Raw genomic sequence first — 15,762 nt, forward strand, 5'->3', positions numbered from 1 at the left:
TATTTTTCATGAAGGTAGATATCGATACCAGCGATATGCTGTATGCCGAAGCATGGCTTGGCTTTAAAGGTACGGACTGGAAAGAAGAAATTAATGTCCGTGATTTTATTCAGCACAACTATACGCCTTATGAAGGGGATGAATCCTTCCTCGCTGACGCAACGCCTGCAACCACCGCATTGTGGGAAAAGGTGATGGCGGGCATTCGTATCGAAAACGCGACGCATGCGCCAGTCGATTTCGATACCAATATTGCGACCACCATTACTGCACACGATGCGGGTTACATCGAGCAAGAACTGGAGAAGATAGTCGGTCTGCAAACGGATAAACCGCTGAAGCGCGCGCTGCATCCGTTTGGCGGCGTCAACATGATCAAAAGCTCGTTCGATGCTTATGGTCGTGAAATGGATCCGAACTTCGAATACCTGTTCACTGAGCTGCGTAAAACGCACAACCAGGGCGTTTTTGACGCCTATTCTCCGGACATGCTGCGTTGCCGTAAATCCGGTGTGTTGACCGGTTTGCCGGACGGCTACGGTCGTGGGCGTATTATCGGTGATTACCGTCGCGTAGCGCTGTACGGCATCCGCTATCTGGTTCGTGAGCGTGAACTGCAGTTTGCCGATCTCCAGTCGAATCTGGAGTGGGGACAGAGTCTGGAAGCCACGATTCGTCTGCGTGAAGAACTGGCGGAGCACCGTCGCGCGCTGCTGCAAATGCAGGAGATGGCGGCGAAATATGGCTGCGATATCTCTCGTCCGGCGCGTAACGCGCAAGAGGCGGTACAGTGGGTCTACTTCGCCTATCTGGCGGCGGTGAAATCACAAAACGGCGGCGCGATGTCGCTGGGCCGTACCGCATCGTTCCTCGATATTTATATCGAGCGCGACTTTAACGCCGGGATCCTCACAGAGCAACAGGCGCAGGAGTTGATCGACCACTTCATTATGAAGATCCGCATGGTGCGCTTCCTGCGTACGCCGGAGTTTGACACACTGTTCTCCGGCGACCCGATCTGGGCGACGGAAGTGATCGGCGGGATGGGGCTGGATGGTCGCACACTGGTGACCAAAAACGCCTTCCGTTACCTGCATACGCTGCACACGATGGGACCGGCACCGGAACCCAACCTCACCGTGCTGTGGTCAGAAGCGCTGCCGATTGCGTTTAAAAAGTATGCCGCGCAGGTCTCTATCGTCACTTCGTCGCTGCAATATGAAAACGACGATCTGATGCGTACCGACTTTAACAGCGATGACTACGCGATTGCCTGCTGCGTGAGTCCGATGGTGATCGGTAAACAGATGCAGTTCTTCGGTGCGCGCGCCAACCTCGCCAAAACGCTGCTGTATGCGATCAACGGCGGTGTGGATGAGAAGCTGAAAATCCAGGTGGGGCCGAAAACCGCGCCGCTGCTGGACGACGTGCTGGATTACGACACCGTGATGGACAGTCTGGATCACTTTATGGACTGGCTGGCGGTGCAGTACATCAGCGCGCTGAACATCATCCACTACATGCACGACAAGTACAGTTACGAAGCGTCGCTGATGGCGCTTCACGATCGCGACGTTTATCGCACGATGGCATGCGGTATTGCCGGACTGTCGGTGGCGGCGGATTCGCTCTCTGCCATCAAGTATGCAACGGTGAAACCGGTTCGTGACCATAACGGGCTGGCAGTTGATTTCGTGATTGAAGGGGAATATCCGCAATACGGAAATAACGACGAGCGCGTGGACAGCATCGCCTGCGATCTGGTTGAACGCTTTATGAAGAAAATTAAAGTGTTGCCAACCTACCGGAACGCGGTACCGACGCAGTCGATTCTGACCATTACCTCCAACGTGGTGTACGGGCAGAAAACCGGGAATACCCCGGACGGACGTCGCGCCGGGACGCCATTCGCGCCGGGCGCTAACCCGATGCACGGACGCGATCGCAAAGGCGCGGTTGCCTCGCTGACTTCGGTCGCGAAACTGCCGTTTACCTACGCGAAGGACGGGATTTCGTACACCTTCTCGATTGTGCCTGCGGCACTTGGGAAAGAGGATCCGGTGCGCAAGACCAACCTGGTCGGGCTGCTGGATGGTTACTTCCATCATGAAGCACACGTGGAAGGTGGGCAGCACCTGAACGTTAACGTAATGAACAAGGAGATGTTACTGGATGCCATTGAACATCCGGAAAACTATCCGAACCTGACGATCCGCGTCTCCGGCTACGCTGTGCGCTTCAACGCGCTCACCCGTGAGCAGCAGCAGGACGTCATTTCGCGTACTTTCACCCAGGCGATGTAACGTTATCGGGGCGGTCTGCGGATCGCCCCGATTCACTATGCGTATGAAAACCTGGTCTCCACTGAACGAGTCCGAGGGTGTAAAAATGATTAGCGCATTCGATATTTTCAAACCTGGCATTGGTCCTTCCAGCTCCCATACCGTAGGCCCGATGAATGCAGGAAAACGTTTTATCGATCAACTGGTCAGCAGTGGACGCTTATCGCGCACGACGCGCATGTCGGTTGATCTGTATGGTTCGCTGTCGCTGACCGGGAAAGGCCATGCGACTGATACCGCCATTATGATGGGGTTGGCCGGGAACAGTCCGCAAAGCGTCAACATTGACGCCATCCCCGCGTTTATTGGCGAGGTGACCCGTACCGGTCGATTGCCGGTTGCTGAGGGGACGCATGTCGTTGATTTCCCGGTTGCCGAGAGCATTATTTTTCATGAAGAAACGCTACCACGGCACGAGAACGGAATGCGGATCACCGCCTGGGAAAACCAGGACACGCTGTTGAGTAAAACCTACTACTCCATTGGCGGCGGGTTTATCGTGGAGGAAGAGCGCTTTGGTCAGGCGCACGACGTAGAAACGCCGGTCCCTTATGATTTCCATTCCGCCAGAGAATTGCTGAAACTGTGTGAGCACAACGGCCTTTCGGTCTCCGGACTGATGATGCAAAACGAACTGGCGCTGCGCAGTAAGGCGGAGATTGATGCCGGGTTCGCCCAGATCTGGGATGTGATGCAGGGTGGCATTGAACGCGGGATGAATACCGAAGGGGTTTTACCCGGTCCGCTGAATGTGCCGCGTCGCGCGGTGGCGCTACGCCGTTTGCTGGTCTCCAATGACAGTCTCTCCAGCGATCCGATGAACGTCATCGACTGGATCAACATGTTTGCGCTCGCGGTCAGTGAGGAGAATGCGGCAGGCGGGCGCGTGGTGACTGCGCCAACCAATGGCGCATGCGGTATTATTCCTGCGGTATTGGCTTATTACGATAAATTCCGTCGCCCGCTGAATGCCAACTCCATTGCTCGCTACCTGCTGGCGGCCGGGGCCATCGGGGCGCTGTACAAAATGAATGCGTCAATCTCCGGGGCGGAAGTCGGCTGTCAGGGGGAAATCGGCGTGGCCAGTTCAATGGCCGCGGCGGGGTTGACTGAACTGCTGGGCGGCAGTCCGGCGCAGGTTTGCATCGCGGCGGAAATCGCGATGGAGCACAACCTTGGCTTAACCTGTGATCCGGTGGCCGGGCAGGTACAGATTCCGTGTATTGAACGCAATGCGATCAACGCGGTTAAAGCCGTTAACGCCGCACGTATGGCACTGCGCCGCACCTCTGAGCCGCGCGTCTCGCTGGATAAAGTCATCGAGACCATGTACGAGACGGGTAAGGACATGAACGATAAGTACCGCGAAACTTCGCGCGGCGGCCTGGCTATCAAAGTGGTGTGCAGTTAGCTAACGCCAGAAAGCTTGCCGGATGACGGCTATCGCCTTATCCGGCCTACACGTTCATCGTTCGTAGGCCCGATAAGCTTGCGCCATCGGGCGTTTAGTTGTTTTTGCGGGATGACGGCTATCGCCTTATCGGGCCTACACGTTCATCGTTCGTAGGCCCGATAAGTTTGCGCTATCGGGCATTTAGTTGTTGCCGGATGACGGCTGTCGCCTTATCGGGCCTACACGTTCATCGTTCGTAGGCCCGATAAGCTTGCGCCATCGGGCATTTAGTTGTTTTTGCCGGATGATGGCTGTCGCTTTATCCGGCCTACACGTTCACCGTTTGTAGGCCCGATAAGCCTGCGCCATCGGGCATTTAGTTGTTTTTGCGGGATGACGGCTGTCGCCTTATCCGGCCTACACGTTCACCGTTTGTAGGCCCGATAAGCTTGCGCTATCGGGCATTTCATCCATTGTCAGTCATCTAAAAGCACACTTCGGTGTGCTTTTTTGTTGTGATCTTCTTCAATGTTAGAAAAAAATAACACAGTAGTGTTTTTTAATAGAAAATATTTCTTAACTTATCGAAAATATCAGGGTTATTTTGTGACGTTTTTCTCTGAATCTGAGCGTATGCTTTTTTCCATTCTAATGACTCGCCTGCATATCCCGTACCGCGTATCGCCTTGATGCGGCACGACAAAAAATAAAAATGTACCCTACATAATGAGCGAGAGTTTTATGGAAACGGCAACGAACAGTAGTGTCATTCTCGACGCCAGCGCCCCAGCGCGCCGGGCTGGCATGACAGAGAGTGAGTGGCGGGAAGCGATTAAATTCGACAGCACCGACACCGGTTGGGTAATTATGAGTATCGGGATGGCGATTGGCGCGGGGATTGTTTTTCTCCCGGTTCAGGTCGGTTTGATGGGACTGTGGGTCTTCTTGCTCTCATCGATTATCGGTTATCCCGCCATGTATCTGTTTCAGCGTTTGTTTATCAATACGCTGGCGGAATCCCCGGAATGCAAAGACTATCCCAGCGTCATCAGCGGGTATCTGGGGAAAAACTGGGGCATCCTGTTAGGCGCGCTGTACTTCGTGATGCTGGTCATCTGGATGTTCGTCTATTCCACGGCCATCACCAACGACAGCGCTTCCTATCTGCATACCTTTGGCGTGACAGAAGGGCTTCTGTCCGATAATCCCTTCTATGGGCTGGTGCTGATCTGCATTCTCGTTGCTATCTCCTCGCGCGGTGAGAAACTGCTGTTCAAAATCTCTACCGGTATGGTGCTGACCAAACTGCTGGTCGTGGCGGCACTGGGTGTGTCGATGGTTGGCATGTGGCATCTGTACAATATTGGCGCATTGCCGCCGATGGGGTTGCTGGTGAAGAACGCGATTATCACGCTGCCGTTTACCCTGACTTCGATCCTGTTTATCCAGACCCTGAGCCCGATGGTGATCTCCTACCGCTCCCGTGAGAAATCCGTCGAGGTAGCACGTCATAAAGCGCTACGCGCCATGAACATTGCCTTCGGCATTTTGTTTGTCACCGTCTTCTTCTACGCCGTCTCCTTTACGCTGGCAATGGGACACGATGAAGCGGTTAAAGCCTATGAGCAGAATATTTCCGCTCTGGCGATTGCCGCACAGTTCATCAGCGGCGCAGGCGCCGGTTGGGTGAAAGTCGTGAGTGTCATCCTGAACATTTTCGCCGTGATGACTGCATTCTTTGGCGTCTACTTAGGTTTCCGCGAAGCCACGCAGGGGATTGCGATGAACATCCTGCGCCGCAAACTGCCTGCTGAGAAGATCAATGAAACGCTGGTGCAGCGCGGCATCATGCTGTTTGCCATTTTACTGGCCTGGAGCGCTATTGTGCTCAACGCGCCGGTTCTGAGTTTTACGTCGATTTGTAGCCCTATTTTCGGCATGGTGGGATGTTTGATCCCCGCCTGGCTGGTCTACAAAGTTCCTGCACTGCACAAATACAAAGGGGCGTCGCTGTATCTGATTATCGTCACCGGTTTGCTGCTGTGCGTATCTCCGTTCCTGGCTTTTTCCTGATTTATCCTGAAGGTTGTTGTTATGTCTGAGACGATAAAAAATCCGTTGTGGTCGCGTTTCATCCGCGCAGTAAAGGAGGAGGTGAAACCGGCGCTGGGCTGTACGGAACCCGTTTCCCTTGCGCTGGCTGCGGCGGTGGCGGCCTCTGAACTGAATGGTGCGGTGGAGCGAATCGATGCCTGGGTCTCGCCCAATCTGATGAAAAACGGATTGGGGGTGACGGTGCCGGGAACCGGCATGGTTGGGCTGCCCATTGCCGCTGCGCTGGGGGCGCTGGGGGGAGACCCCAGCGCCGGACTGGAGGTGTTGAAAGATGCCTCTGCACAGGCGATTGACGATGCGAAGGCGATGCTGAAAGCCGGCAAGGTATCGGTGATGTTGCAGCAGCCCTGTGACGACATCCTGTTTTCCCGGGCGAAGGTCTATAGCCAGGACAGCTGGGCGTGCGTCACTATTGTTGGCGGTCATACCCACATTGTGCGTATCGAAACCCACACCGGCGTGAAGTTTTCTCAACAAGCGAATGCCAACAGCGAGGCGCAGGAATCGCCGCTGGCGGTGCTTTCTGAGACCTCGCTGGAAGAGATTCTGGCGTTTGTGAATACGGTGCCGTTTGACGCCATCCGTTTTATTCTCGACGCCGCCAGACTCAACGGCGCGTTGTCGCAGGAAGGGCTGCGGGGAAACTGGGGACTGCACATTGGCGCAACGATGGAAAAGCAGTGCGCGCGCGGTCTGCTGGCAAACGATCTCTCGACGGCGATCCTCATCCGAACCAGCGCGGCGTCGGATGCGCGCATGGGCGGGGCGACGCTGCCTGCCATGAGCAACTCCGGCTCAGGCAATCAGGGGATCACCGCCACGGTACCGGTGATGGTTGTCGCCGAGCACTTTGGCGCGGACGACGAGAAACTGGCGCGTGCGCTGATGCTTTCCCATCTGAGTGCTATCTATATACACCATCAGCTCCCGCGTCTGTCGGCGCTGTGTGCGGCAACGACCGCCGCGATGGGCGCAGCGGCAGGGATGGCCTGGCTGGTCGATGAAGGACGCTACAGCACGATTTCGATGGCGATCAGCAGCATGATTGGCGATGTAAGTGGAATGATTTGCGATGGGGCATCCAACAGTTGCGCGATGAAAGTCTCTACCAGTGCCTCTGCGGCGTGGAAGGCGGTGCTGATGGCGCTGGACGATACGGCGGTCACGGGTAACGAGGGGATTGTGGCGCACAACGTGGAACAGTCTATTGCTAACCTGTGCGCGCTGGCATGTCATTCAATGCAGCAGACGGACAAACAGATTATCGAGATCATGGCGCGTAAAGCGCATTAACCGGATGTTTGAGTGCCCGATGGCGCTTCGCTTATCGGGCCTACGGTAAAACACGTTTGTAGGCCGGATAAGGCGCTTGCGCCGTCATCCGGCAACGGGCCTCAGGCGATTTCGTCCTCTTCAGCTAACCGAACTTCGGCATCGGAAACAATCGCTTCCAGCTCGGTCAACATCTCCTCGTAGCCAAAAGCACGAGGGGCGGGAGGCGTCTGTGCAACGTCGGATTTGACGGTCGGGGCCTGTTTTTTCGCTTTCTTACTCATACGTAACTCCATTACCCATTACACCGGCAAATCTATCAGCAAAGCCCGCAACGGCGTATCGGCAACGAGCGTTATGTTATCTTCATCACGAATAAAGGCTCCGTCGCCACAGGTCAACGCTTCGCGCGCTTCATCGTGAGTAACGGCGTGAAAGGTGCCGTGAATCGACTGCAGGTAGGCGCGCGGGCCGTGGAGCTGAAAACTCAGCGACTCGCCCTGATTCAGCTCGATCTGGTGTACCCACGCCTGCTGGCGCAGCTGCAGGCTGCCGTTCTCGCCGTCGGGTGACGCGATCAACTGCTGTTTAGCCTTTGTCAGTTTCATCTTTTGCACCAGGGCATTCTCGCGCTCAGGACAGGCGTCGAGCCACAACTGCATACGCGTAAGCGGCTTGTCTTTGCTGACATTATGCTCGCTGTAGCTGATGCCTGGCTGGGCCGCGAGCAGTAATGCTTCACCCGCCTGGGCCTGCACATGGTTGCCTTCACTGTCACGGTACTCAGCAACGCCCTCGAGAATCAGATTGAGCACGTCCACCTTTGGCCAGGTGCGCGGCTGGAAAGACGCGCCGGGCGCCAGCACTTCCTGATTGAGCACGCGCAGCGACGCGTAGCCCAGCAGTTTCGGGTCGAAATAGTGTCCAAAGGAGAAGGTGTAACGGGCCTGCAGCCATCCGTAGTCTGCTTGTCCGCATTGTTTGGCTGTTCGGGTAGTAATCATAGTTCTTGACCTCTCTTTACTTCCTTTTATGTTAAGGGGCTGGACGCTGCATTGTTAGCCAGATATTCTGCCCGGTATGTTCAAATTTCCTGAATGAGAACGATATGGCCAAAGAAAGGGCATTAACGCTTGAGGCATTACGCGTAATGGACGCGATAGATCGCCGCGGTAGCTTTGCTGCAGCGGCAGATGAACTGGGACGCGTGCCGTCTGCACTCAGCTACACCATGCAGAAGCTGGAAGAAGAGTTGGATGTCGTGCTGTTTGACCGCTCCGGGCATCGTACAAAATTTACTAACGTTGGGCGCATGCTGCTGGAAAGAGGGCGCGTGCTGCTGGAGGCGGCTGATAAGCTCACCACGGACGCTGAGGCGCTGGCGCGAGGGTGGGAGACGCATCTGACGATTGTGACCGAGGCGCTGGTGCCAACCCCGGCCTTTTTCCCGCTCATCGATAAACTGGCCCTCAAAGCCAATACGCAGCTTTCGGTGATCACCGAAGTGCTGGCAGGGGCATGGGAGCGGCTGGAACAGGGCAGGGCGGATATCGTGGTGGCTCCGGACATGCACTTTCGCTCGTCGTCTGAAATTAACTCCCGCAAGCTTTATACCCTGATGAACGTCTATGTTGCCGCACCGGATCACCCGATTCATCAGGAGCCGGAACCGCTGTCGGAAGTGACGCGCGTGAAGTATCGCGGCGTCGCGGTCGCGGATACCGCGCGTGAACGTCCGGTATTAACGGTACAACTGTTGGATAAACAAGCGCGCCTCACCGTCAGTACCATCGAAGACAAGCGTCAGGCGTTGCTGGCAGGATTAGGGGTGGCGACGATGCCTTATCCGCTGGTGGAACAGGATATTGCCGAAGGGCGACTGCGCGTGGTCAGTCCGGAATCGACCAGTGAGATTGACATCATTATGGCCTGGCGGCGAGACAGTATGGGTGAAGCTAAAGCCTGGTGTCTGCGTGAAATTCCAAAACTGTTTGCCAGGAAATAAACGACGCTTTTCTTCAGGATTATCATATTCGGGGCAAACCGATTGCCCCGAAGCCACTCAACGCATTTCGTTTTGTTTAGGGTCAGGTCCGAAGCGGTTTTCGCCGGGCGTGCCGTCCTGACAGCTAAAGATGATGATCACCAGCCAGCCGATGACAGGAATCACTAACAATAACAGCCACCAGGCGGTTCGATCGGTATCGTGCAGACGCCGGAACTGAACGGCCCAACTGGGTAAAAAGACGAGGATCGCGTAAATCGTCGTCAGTACCCCTTCTCCTCCGGCACGCTGCCAGCCAAACATCTTATCCAGAACGCCCAGTACGAACGCGAAGATGATGTTGACCAGAATAAACATCCAGAACTCTTTGCGGCGGGCCCGACCGCCGAAACCGACATAATTGCGTAAAACGTTTATATACCAGTCCATTTTCGCCTCAACCTTATGACAATCACTTGTTTTAAAAGCAATCAAAATAAGAGTAGTTGCGAATGATTAGATGGTAAATATTTGAATAATGAATTAATAAGGCACCCTGAAAGGTGCCTGGAGAGTGATGACAAACCTCATCCCGATACTGGACAAGCAGAGAGCGCCTAATTAAACGCCAGGAAAATCAATTCATTGATTTTCGGCTGATAACCACAAAGAAGGAAAAACCCCGTTTTTCCTTCTTTGTCAGCGGACTGAGGCACCCTGAAGGGTACCTGGATTCACTCAGCGAAACGGCCTTCACGCCCGTGTGGTTCGTTGAGATCCTGCCACGGGCCAATGGAAATAATGCCCGTCGGATTAATGGTCTTATGGCTGCGGAAATAGTGGTTGCGAATATGGTCAAAATTGACCGTTTCCGCGATGCCCGGCATCTGGTTAATATCGCGCAGGAAACCGTACAGGTTGAGATAGTCGCTAATGCGATGCTTGTCGCATTTGAAATGCGTGACGTACACCGGATCAAAGCGGACGAGCGTTGTCCACAAACGAATATCCGCCTCTGTTAGCCGATTGCCCGTCAGATAGCGATGCTGGCCGAGGATCTGCTCCAGTCGCGCCAGCGCGGTAAAGACGTTTTCTACGGCGTCGTCATAGGCTTGCTGGCTGGTGGCAAAACCCGCTTTATAGACGCCATTGTTAACGTTGTCATAAATCCAGCTGTTCAGTTCGTCGATTTTATTGCGCAGTTCAGGGGGATAGTAGTCCCCGGCTTTTGCGCCCAGCGCATCAAACGCCGTATTGAACATGCGAATAATTTCAGCGGATTCATTGCTGACAATTGTATGGTTCTTTTTATCCCACAGCACTGGCACGGTCACGCGACCGCTGTAATGGGGATCGGCGTGCAGGTAAAGCTGATACAGAAATTCGTGCTGATATAAGGTATCACCCGTGGCCGCCGGGAAATCATCGTCAAAAGTCCAGCCGTTTTCCAGCATCAATGGATTCACAACTGAGACCGAGATAAACGGCTCCAGTCCCTTGAGCTTACGCAGGATTAACGTACGGTGCGCCCATGGACAGGCGAGTGAAACATACAGGTGATAGCGGTCTTTTTCCGCAGCAAAACCGCCTTCGCCGGAAGGACCAGGCGCGCCATCCGCGGTGAGCCAGTTACGGAATGCCGATACAGAACGTTGAAATTTTCCCCCGGTGGATTTGGTATCATACCAGGTGTCATGCCAGACGCCGTCGATCAGTTGTCCCATGATTTCTTTCCCTCAGATAGCAAAAACGAGGAGAAAATCCCCTCGTTCTTTTCATTCATTATAGAGCGCTTACCACTTTTTGTTCAGTACGCGGTCGATACTGAATGCGCCCGGACCGGTAATACCCAGCAGCAGGAAACCGCCAGCGATGGTCAGGTTTTTCATGAACATCAGCGAGTTAACGCCTTCAGCAAAGTTACTGTGGAAGATAAACGCGGTCAACAGCGTGAAGCCTGCGGTAAACAGCGCGGTGGTACGGGTCAGGAAACCGAACAGAATCGCCAGACCGCCGCCAAACTCGAGCAAAATGGTCAGTGGCAGCAGGAATCCCGGAACGCCCATCGCTTCCATATACTGTTGAGTACCGGCGTAACCGGTGATTTTTCCCCAACCTGCGGTAATAAACAGGATTGGCATCAGAATACGCGCTACCAGTACACCAACATCTTCTAATTTTTTCATTCTTCTCTCCAGGAAACCACACAACTGCTGATTTTGTTTTTTAGTGCAATTTCGCGGTGTTCCGCGTCATTGCTGTCGATGGAGAGAATCATAAGCGTGAAGAATGAGAATTGTTAGCAAGGAAAACTGTCAGTAATCTTCAAAAATTTTGATTTTGTAGTGGCGCGGTATTGCAGTTGCCGGATGGCGGCTACGCCTTATCCGGCCTACATATTGAGTGCGAGAGTCGGATAAGAGAAGCGCCATGCGGCGAAGTAGGGAGAGGTCGAGTGCGTAAGCCAGATGGCGGCTACGCCTTATCTGGCCTACATATTGAGTGCGAGAGTCGGATAAGAGAAGCGCCATCAGGTGAAGTAGGGAGAGGTCGAGTGCGTAAGCCAGATGGCGGCTACGCCTTATCTGGCCTACATATTGAGTGCGAGAGTCGGATAAGAGAAGCGCCATCAGGTGAAGTAGGGAGAGGTCGAGTGCGTAGGCCTGATGGCGGCTACGCCTTATCTGGCCTACATATTGAGTGCGAGAGTCGGATAAGAGAAGCGCCATCAGGTGAAGTAGGGAGAGGTCGAGTGCGTAAGCCAGATGGCGGCTACGCCTTATCTGGCCTACATATTGAGTGCGAGAGTCGGATAAGAGAAGCGCCATCAGGTGAAGTAGGGAGAGGTCGAGTGCGTAGGCCTGATAAGCGAAGCGCCATCAGGCGACAGGCGAGCGCAGCGTCTTTTTGACCAGCCGCCATGCGCTCCAGAGGCCGACCCCACGCCTTGCCCAACGCACGAGCAGGTTAGGGTGGCGAATCGTCCAGACCGCCATCACGCTGCTGCCGACCAGCGCCCACGAGCGCAAACTCAGCAGCGTGTTCCAGCCGCGATCGTAAGCGCCCGTGGCTTCCAGCCAGTCACGACGACTGGCTGAAAGATCCAGCCGTTGCTGTTGGATCTCACGAAGCAGTCGGGCCTTACGTTGTGCACGTTCACCTTTACCGCTCACGACTCTCCTCCTCGAGCAATTGCCGGTCATTCGCCAGTTCATGGCGGGTATGACGTAACAATGTGGAGCGCCGCGCTTTTCGCAGCGTCCATATTCCGCCAATCAGCGCCAGAGCCAGCAGAACGACCGTGGTGGCGATCATCGCATTGAGCCGATACTGCGGGTCGACGGCCCAGATGATTAACACCATCAGGCTCATCAAACCAAATGCAGCGAAGAGCATGGTGAGTCCCAGCATCAGCAGGAGCTGAAAGAGGTTAGCCTTTTCTTCTTCCAGCTCGACCACTGCCAGACGCAACCGGGTTTCCACCATCTCAACGAGGATAGTGACAATCCGCTGCCCGATACCCAGAACGCTTTTCCCGGGCCCTTGTGCGTGATGAGGATCCGCCATCATTAACGACGCGACAGCAGAACGCCCAGCACGACGCCCACAGCCGCGCCAATCCCGACGCCGGTCCACGGATTTTCGCGCACATAGTCGTCAGCACGCGCAGCGGCTTCACGCGTCTGTTTGGCAATGGCATCGCCCGTTTCACCGAGGCGATAGCGGCTCTCTTTCAGCGCGCGCTCGGCTTTGCTGCGGATCTTACTCAACTCTTCTTTCGATTTATCGCCAGAGGAGTTCAGCACCTCTTCCAGCGTATCGGCCAGGGATTTCAACTCAGCGCGCAGATGTTCCGATGTGTTTTCTTTCGACATAGTATTCTCCAGGTGAGTAAGTGGTCTGATGCTTAGTAGTCGCGAGCCTCGAGCTCTTTGAGTTCAGCCCGGGCTTCCGCCAGCTTGCGCTCGCGTTTGGCAATTTTGTCCGCATCGCCTTTTTGCTTCGCTTCAGCGAGATCGCGCTGACGTTCGGCAATCTCTTCCTTCTGTTCCGCAATTTTTTCCTGATGATCGGCGCGCAGCTTGCTGTCAGTACAGTTGGCCCTGACTTCGCTGAGCGCTTTTTTCAGCCCATTAATACGGTTCTGGTTGTTGTGTTTTTCGGCGTAGCTGATTTCCCGTTGAATATCCTGCTCTTTTTCCTGGCAGAGGGTGTTGGCGTAGCTGCCGGCACTGAGAGCGAAAAGGGAAATTGCGAAAGCGATGCGGTATTTCATTCTTGAACCTTCCATTGTGACTCGTCCCCATGAATTCAGAAACGATGATCCAGTGATAAAGCGACAGGGTGACCCCATCGCCTCATTAATCATAGACATTAATCGCTGAAATCACCAAAGTGGGTGATATGATTCGGATTCCTGGAGATTACCCTACCCGATGCGGGGGCTCTCGTAAACGTGACAACCACTGGACGGCCTGATTGTTATCATCCTGTTGGGCAATGATGTAGCCGTTGGGCAGCGTTTTGTCGAGAACCGCTTTGGCTGCGGCACTCTGGGCGCTGGAATCGAAAGTGATGAGCAGAGTGTCATTCTTCGGTGTAATGCTTTTGAAACGAATACCGTTAGCGTCGAGGTGATGCCAGATCGAGAAACCGTCCGGCATGCTGGCTCCCTGGTGAACGGCACGGATCGCAAGCGTTGATTCTTGCTGACGAATCGCAGACCAGACCAACAGCGTGGCGCTTATCGCCAGCAGAAAGGCGGTACTCCAGGCCAGTTGTTTAAGCGTTATGCGCGGTTTCAGCATCCCTTACCCTCGATTCCCGTATTTCTTTTTCCACAAGACGACCAGCGAACCGCCCAGGCCAAAAACCAGCAGCACCACGGGTAACAGCATCAGGCAAGACATTAACTGATCTTCATACTTCAGGAATACCGGCGTTTTACCCAACAGATAACCCAGACTGGTTAAAATCAGCACCCACAGTAACCCGCTCATCCAGTTGAAAAATTGAAAACGGGCATTATTCAGGCCGGACAAACCCGCGATGGTAGGCAGCAAGGTACGAACAAATGCGATAAAACGGCCAATAAGCAGGGCGGAAAGACCATGCTTATGGAATAAATGGTGGGCGCGTTGGTGATAGTGGGCGGGCAGGTGCGATAACCAGTTTTGTACGATGCGGGTATTGCCCAGCCATCGGCCCTGAATATAGCTCAGCCAGCAACCGAGGCTTGCCGCCGCGGTCAGCAACAAAATGGTTTGCGGAAAGCCCATTGCGCCTTTAGCAATCAGAACGCCCACTAAAACCAGCAGGCTGTCGCCGGGCAAAAAGGCGGCTGGCAGCAACCCGTTCTCCAGAAACAGAATCATAAATAAAACAAAATACAGCATGCCAATCATGGAAGGATTAGCCAGTGTTTCAAAATCCTGCGCCCACAGGGCATGCAGTAATTGAGTCAAAAGTTCCATTCAGTATTCCAGGTCGAATTGGTTAACGTCACGCCGGGTTCAGAAGTTTGCTACGCCGCATCATTGTTAATGTTTTGCATGGTGTGCGGACGGCGCAAAGCCGCGGCCTGAACTATTCCCTGTTAAAAGTTATGAATTAAGCAAGCACTAACAAACATAAATTCGAATTGCATCTAATTGTAACAAAGGTCAACGTAGTCCGTTATAGAAATTGCACGTCCGTGAAGTGTGATTCTGCTGATCGCAGGAGAGGGTGGCGAGAGGATTTACACAGGCTGACACTTTATACCTTTCGCTTACTGACAGGCGCAGCGGCGCGCCTGTCGAATCAAGAAATTTTATTTTGTTGCGTTAGCCGCCGTATCGAGATGAACCACCGGGTTTTCGGCAAACAGGTAACGGTCGGCATTAAATTCAAAATCGTCGCTGGTTTCATTGAACAGCATGATTTTTGTGTTTTCGAGATGCTGCCACATCGCCAGTTTTGCCGCATGCGGGTCTTTGCGGATCAACGCCTTAAGGATTTGATCGTGGTCGTCACACCAGTTATCCACGGTACGCGCATCAATGTGTTCGTGCAGTTTCTTCCAGTACGGGTTGTGACTGCGCTGAGTCCACATTTTTTCCACGATAGCGGCCAGCGCTGAGTTCTGCGTGGCTAACGCCACCTGAATGTGGAATTGCAGATCCCATTCGGAGTCGCGGAAACATTTCTCATTGCGCGCCTGTTCCTGGATTGCCATCAGTTTCATGATGTCCTGCTTGGTGACCTGCGTGGCAGCAAACTCCGCAATGTTGCTTTCGATAAGCTGGCGCGCCTGTAGCAATTCAAAAGGACCGTAGTTGGCAAACTCCAGCGACTCGTCAGTGGCCTGCTGGTGGCGCGGCTGATTAGAAATCACGTGAATCCCGGAACCTTTACGGACCTCAACAAATCCTTCGACTTCCAGCATGATGATGGCTTCACGAACCACGGTACGGCTGACGTTTTTTTCATCGGCAATAAAACGCTCTGCAGGCAATTTATCACCCACCAGGTAAACGCCCTGTTCGATGCGCTCTTTTAAATCAGCAGCAAGTTGTTGATACAAACGTCGTGGTTCGGTGATTTCCATATGCACTCCAGGCATGATACGGCAGACTGTATTTGTTATACCACTTTCGCGAGGTTGGCTCCACACG

The 15,762-nt window shown here is 54.0% G+C and carries 17 protein-coding genes; 5 read left to right on the forward strand and 12 right to left on the reverse strand.

Annotated elements, in window-relative coordinates; translation table 11 throughout:
• Positions 1-8: 8 nt before the first annotated feature.
• From tdcE to QQZ17_RS05580, 4 genes are all read left to right on the forward strand, one after another.
• Positions 9-2,303 carry a 2-ketobutyrate formate-lyase/pyruvate formate-lyase gene (tdcE, locus tag QQZ17_RS05565; RefSeq protein WP_102602845.1) on the forward strand — a complete coding sequence of 765 codons (2,295 nt, stop codon included), beginning with the start codon at positions 9-11 and terminating at the stop codon, positions 2,301-2,303.
• Between the two features lie 85 nt (positions 2,304-2,388).
• Positions 2,389-3,753: an L-serine ammonia-lyase gene (gene tdcG / locus QQZ17_RS05570; RefSeq protein ID WP_152406098.1), complete on the forward strand. Its 1,365-nt coding sequence runs from the start codon at positions 2,389-2,391 to the stop codon at positions 3,751-3,753.
• Positions 3,754-4,476: 723 nt separating this feature from the next.
• Positions 4,477-5,808 carry an amino acid permease gene (locus QQZ17_RS05575; protein ID WP_152406097.1) on the forward strand — a complete coding sequence of 444 codons (1,332 nt, stop codon included), beginning with the start codon at positions 4,477-4,479 and terminating at the stop codon, positions 5,806-5,808.
• A 21-nt stretch (positions 5,809-5,829) separates the two neighbouring features.
• Positions 5,830-7,143, forward strand: coding sequence for an L-cysteine desulfidase family protein (locus QQZ17_RS05580; RefSeq protein ID WP_152406096.1), 1,314 nt, complete (start codon positions 5,830-5,832; stop codon positions 7,141-7,143).
• Between the two features lie 101 nt (positions 7,144-7,244).
• On the opposite strand, the gene QQZ17_RS05585 is transcribed toward QQZ17_RS05580, so the two are convergent.
• The gene (locus tag QQZ17_RS05585; protein WP_042325225.1) at positions 7,245-7,406 is read right to left on the reverse strand and encodes a hypothetical protein; all 162 of its coding nucleotides are present in this window, start codon (positions 7,404-7,406) and stop codon (positions 7,245-7,247) included.
• An 18-nt stretch (positions 7,407-7,424) separates the two neighbouring features.
• Positions 7,425-8,126 carry a pirin family protein gene (locus QQZ17_RS05590; RefSeq protein ID WP_152406095.1) on the reverse strand — a complete coding sequence of 234 codons (702 nt, stop codon included), beginning with the start codon at positions 8,124-8,126 and terminating at the stop codon, positions 7,425-7,427.
• Positions 8,127-8,230: 104 nt separating this feature from the next.
• On the opposite strand from QQZ17_RS05590, the gene yhaJ reads away from it, so the two are divergent.
• Positions 8,231-9,127 (forward strand): DNA-binding transcriptional regulator YhaJ, encoded by an 897-nt coding sequence (yhaJ, locus tag QQZ17_RS05595; RefSeq protein WP_042325229.1) that lies wholly within the window; start codon positions 8,231-8,233, stop codon positions 9,125-9,127.
• Positions 9,128-9,184: 57 nt separating this feature from the next.
• Here the strand turns inward: yhaJ and QQZ17_RS05600 are convergent, their stop codons facing one another.
• From QQZ17_RS05600 to exuR, 10 genes are all read right to left on the reverse strand, one after another.
• Positions 9,185-9,556 (reverse strand): DUF805 domain-containing protein, encoded by a 372-nt coding sequence (locus QQZ17_RS05600; RefSeq protein WP_152406094.1) that lies wholly within the window; start codon positions 9,554-9,556, stop codon positions 9,185-9,187.
• A 284-nt stretch (positions 9,557-9,840) separates the two neighbouring features.
• Positions 9,841-10,830, reverse strand: coding sequence for a glutathione S-transferase family protein (locus tag QQZ17_RS05605; RefSeq protein ID WP_152406093.1), 990 nt, complete (start codon positions 10,828-10,830; stop codon positions 9,841-9,843).
• 69 nt (positions 10,831-10,899) lie between these two features.
• The gene (locus QQZ17_RS05610; protein ID WP_040073926.1) at positions 10,900-11,292 is read right to left on the reverse strand and encodes a DoxX family protein; all 393 of its coding nucleotides are present in this window, start codon (positions 11,290-11,292) and stop codon (positions 10,900-10,902) included.
• Between the two features lie 693 nt (positions 11,293-11,985).
• Positions 11,986-12,279, reverse strand: coding sequence for a YqjK-like family protein (locus QQZ17_RS05615; RefSeq protein ID WP_152406092.1), 294 nt, complete (start codon positions 12,277-12,279; stop codon positions 11,986-11,988).
• Positions 12,269-12,673, reverse strand: a complete 405-nt coding sequence (locus tag QQZ17_RS05620; protein ID WP_042325334.1) for a phage holin family protein — start codon at positions 12,671-12,673, stop codon at positions 12,269-12,271. The genes QQZ17_RS05615 and QQZ17_RS05620 overlap by 11 nt, the downstream gene beginning before the upstream one ends.
• Before the next feature lie 2 nt (positions 12,674-12,675).
• Positions 12,676-12,981 carry a DUF883 family protein gene (locus tag QQZ17_RS05625; RefSeq protein WP_042325238.1) on the reverse strand — a complete coding sequence of 102 codons (306 nt, stop codon included), beginning with the start codon at positions 12,979-12,981 and terminating at the stop codon, positions 12,676-12,678.
• Positions 12,982-13,013: 32 nt separating this feature from the next.
• Positions 13,014-13,382, reverse strand: a complete 369-nt coding sequence (locus tag QQZ17_RS05630) for a DUF1090 domain-containing protein (protein ID WP_152406091.1) — start codon at positions 13,380-13,382, stop codon at positions 13,014-13,016.
• A gap of 148 nt (positions 13,383-13,530) precedes the next feature.
• A complete protein-coding gene (mzrA, locus tag QQZ17_RS05635) occupies positions 13,531-13,914 on the reverse strand; it encodes an EnvZ/OmpR regulon moderator MzrA (RefSeq protein ID WP_152406090.1) in 384 nt (127 codons plus the stop codon).
• Between the two features lie 3 nt (positions 13,915-13,917).
• On the reverse strand, positions 13,918-14,580 hold the full coding sequence (gene yqjA, locus QQZ17_RS05640) for a DedA family general envelope maintenance protein YqjA (RefSeq protein ID WP_042998225.1): 663 nt from the start codon (positions 14,578-14,580) through the stop codon (positions 13,918-13,920).
• 338 nt (positions 14,581-14,918) lie between these two features.
• Positions 14,919-15,695 carry a transcriptional regulator ExuR gene (gene exuR, locus QQZ17_RS05645; protein WP_061076235.1) on the reverse strand — a complete coding sequence of 259 codons (777 nt, stop codon included), beginning with the start codon at positions 15,693-15,695 and terminating at the stop codon, positions 14,919-14,921.
• Between the last annotated feature and the right edge of the window lie 67 nt (positions 15,696-15,762).

The sequence above is a fragment of the Citrobacter sp. T1.2D-1 genome (genome assembly GCF_950098555.1).
Lineage (GTDB): Bacteria > Pseudomonadota > Gammaproteobacteria > Enterobacterales > Enterobacteriaceae > Citrobacter_A > Citrobacter_A telavivensis.

Coding starts and splice junctions, on each gene's coding strand:
- tdcE (WP_102602845.1), top strand. CDS start 9: ATGAAGGTAGATATCGATACCAGCGATATGCTGTATGCCGAAGCATGG.
- QQZ17_RS05580 (WP_152406096.1), top strand. CDS start 5,830: ATGTCTGAGACGATAAAAAATCCGTTGTGGTCGCGTTTCATCCGCGCA.
- QQZ17_RS05625 (WP_042325238.1), bottom strand. CDS start 12,981: ATGTCGAAAGAAAACACATCGGAACATCTGCGCGCTGAGTTGAAATCC.
- QQZ17_RS05600 (WP_152406094.1), bottom strand. CDS start 9,556: ATGGACTGGTATATAAACGTTTTACGCAATTATGTCGGTTTCGGCGGT.
- yqjA (WP_042998225.1), bottom strand. CDS start 14,580: ATGGAACTTTTGACTCAATTACTGCATGCCCTGTGGGCGCAGGATTTT.
- QQZ17_RS05575 (WP_152406097.1), top strand. CDS start 4,477: ATGGAAACGGCAACGAACAGTAGTGTCATTCTCGACGCCAGCGCCCCA.
- QQZ17_RS05605 (WP_152406093.1), bottom strand. CDS start 10,830: ATGGGACAACTGATCGACGGCGTCTGGCATGACACCTGGTATGATACC.
- QQZ17_RS05590 (WP_152406095.1), bottom strand. CDS start 8,126: ATGATTACTACCCGAACAGCCAAACAATGCGGACAAGCAGACTACGGA.
- QQZ17_RS05585 (WP_042325225.1), bottom strand. CDS start 7,406: ATGAGTAAGAAAGCGAAAAAACAGGCCCCGACCGTCAAATCCGACGTT.
- mzrA (WP_152406090.1), bottom strand. CDS start 13,914: ATGCTGAAACCGCGCATAACGCTTAAACAACTGGCCTGGAGTACCGCC.
- tdcG (WP_152406098.1), top strand. CDS start 2,389: ATGATTAGCGCATTCGATATTTTCAAACCTGGCATTGGTCCTTCCAGC.
- QQZ17_RS05610 (WP_040073926.1), bottom strand. CDS start 11,292: ATGAAAAAATTAGAAGATGTTGGTGTACTGGTAGCGCGTATTCTGATG.
- exuR (WP_061076235.1), bottom strand. CDS start 15,695: ATGGAAATCACCGAACCACGACGTTTGTATCAACAACTTGCTGCTGAT.
- QQZ17_RS05620 (WP_042325334.1), bottom strand. CDS start 12,673: ATGGCGGATCCTCATCACGCACAAGGGCCCGGGAAAAGCGTTCTGGGT.
- yhaJ (WP_042325229.1), top strand. CDS start 8,231: ATGGCCAAAGAAAGGGCATTAACGCTTGAGGCATTACGCGTAATGGAC.
- QQZ17_RS05630 (WP_152406091.1), bottom strand. CDS start 13,382: ATGAAATACCGCATCGCTTTCGCAATTTCCCTTTTCGCTCTCAGTGCC.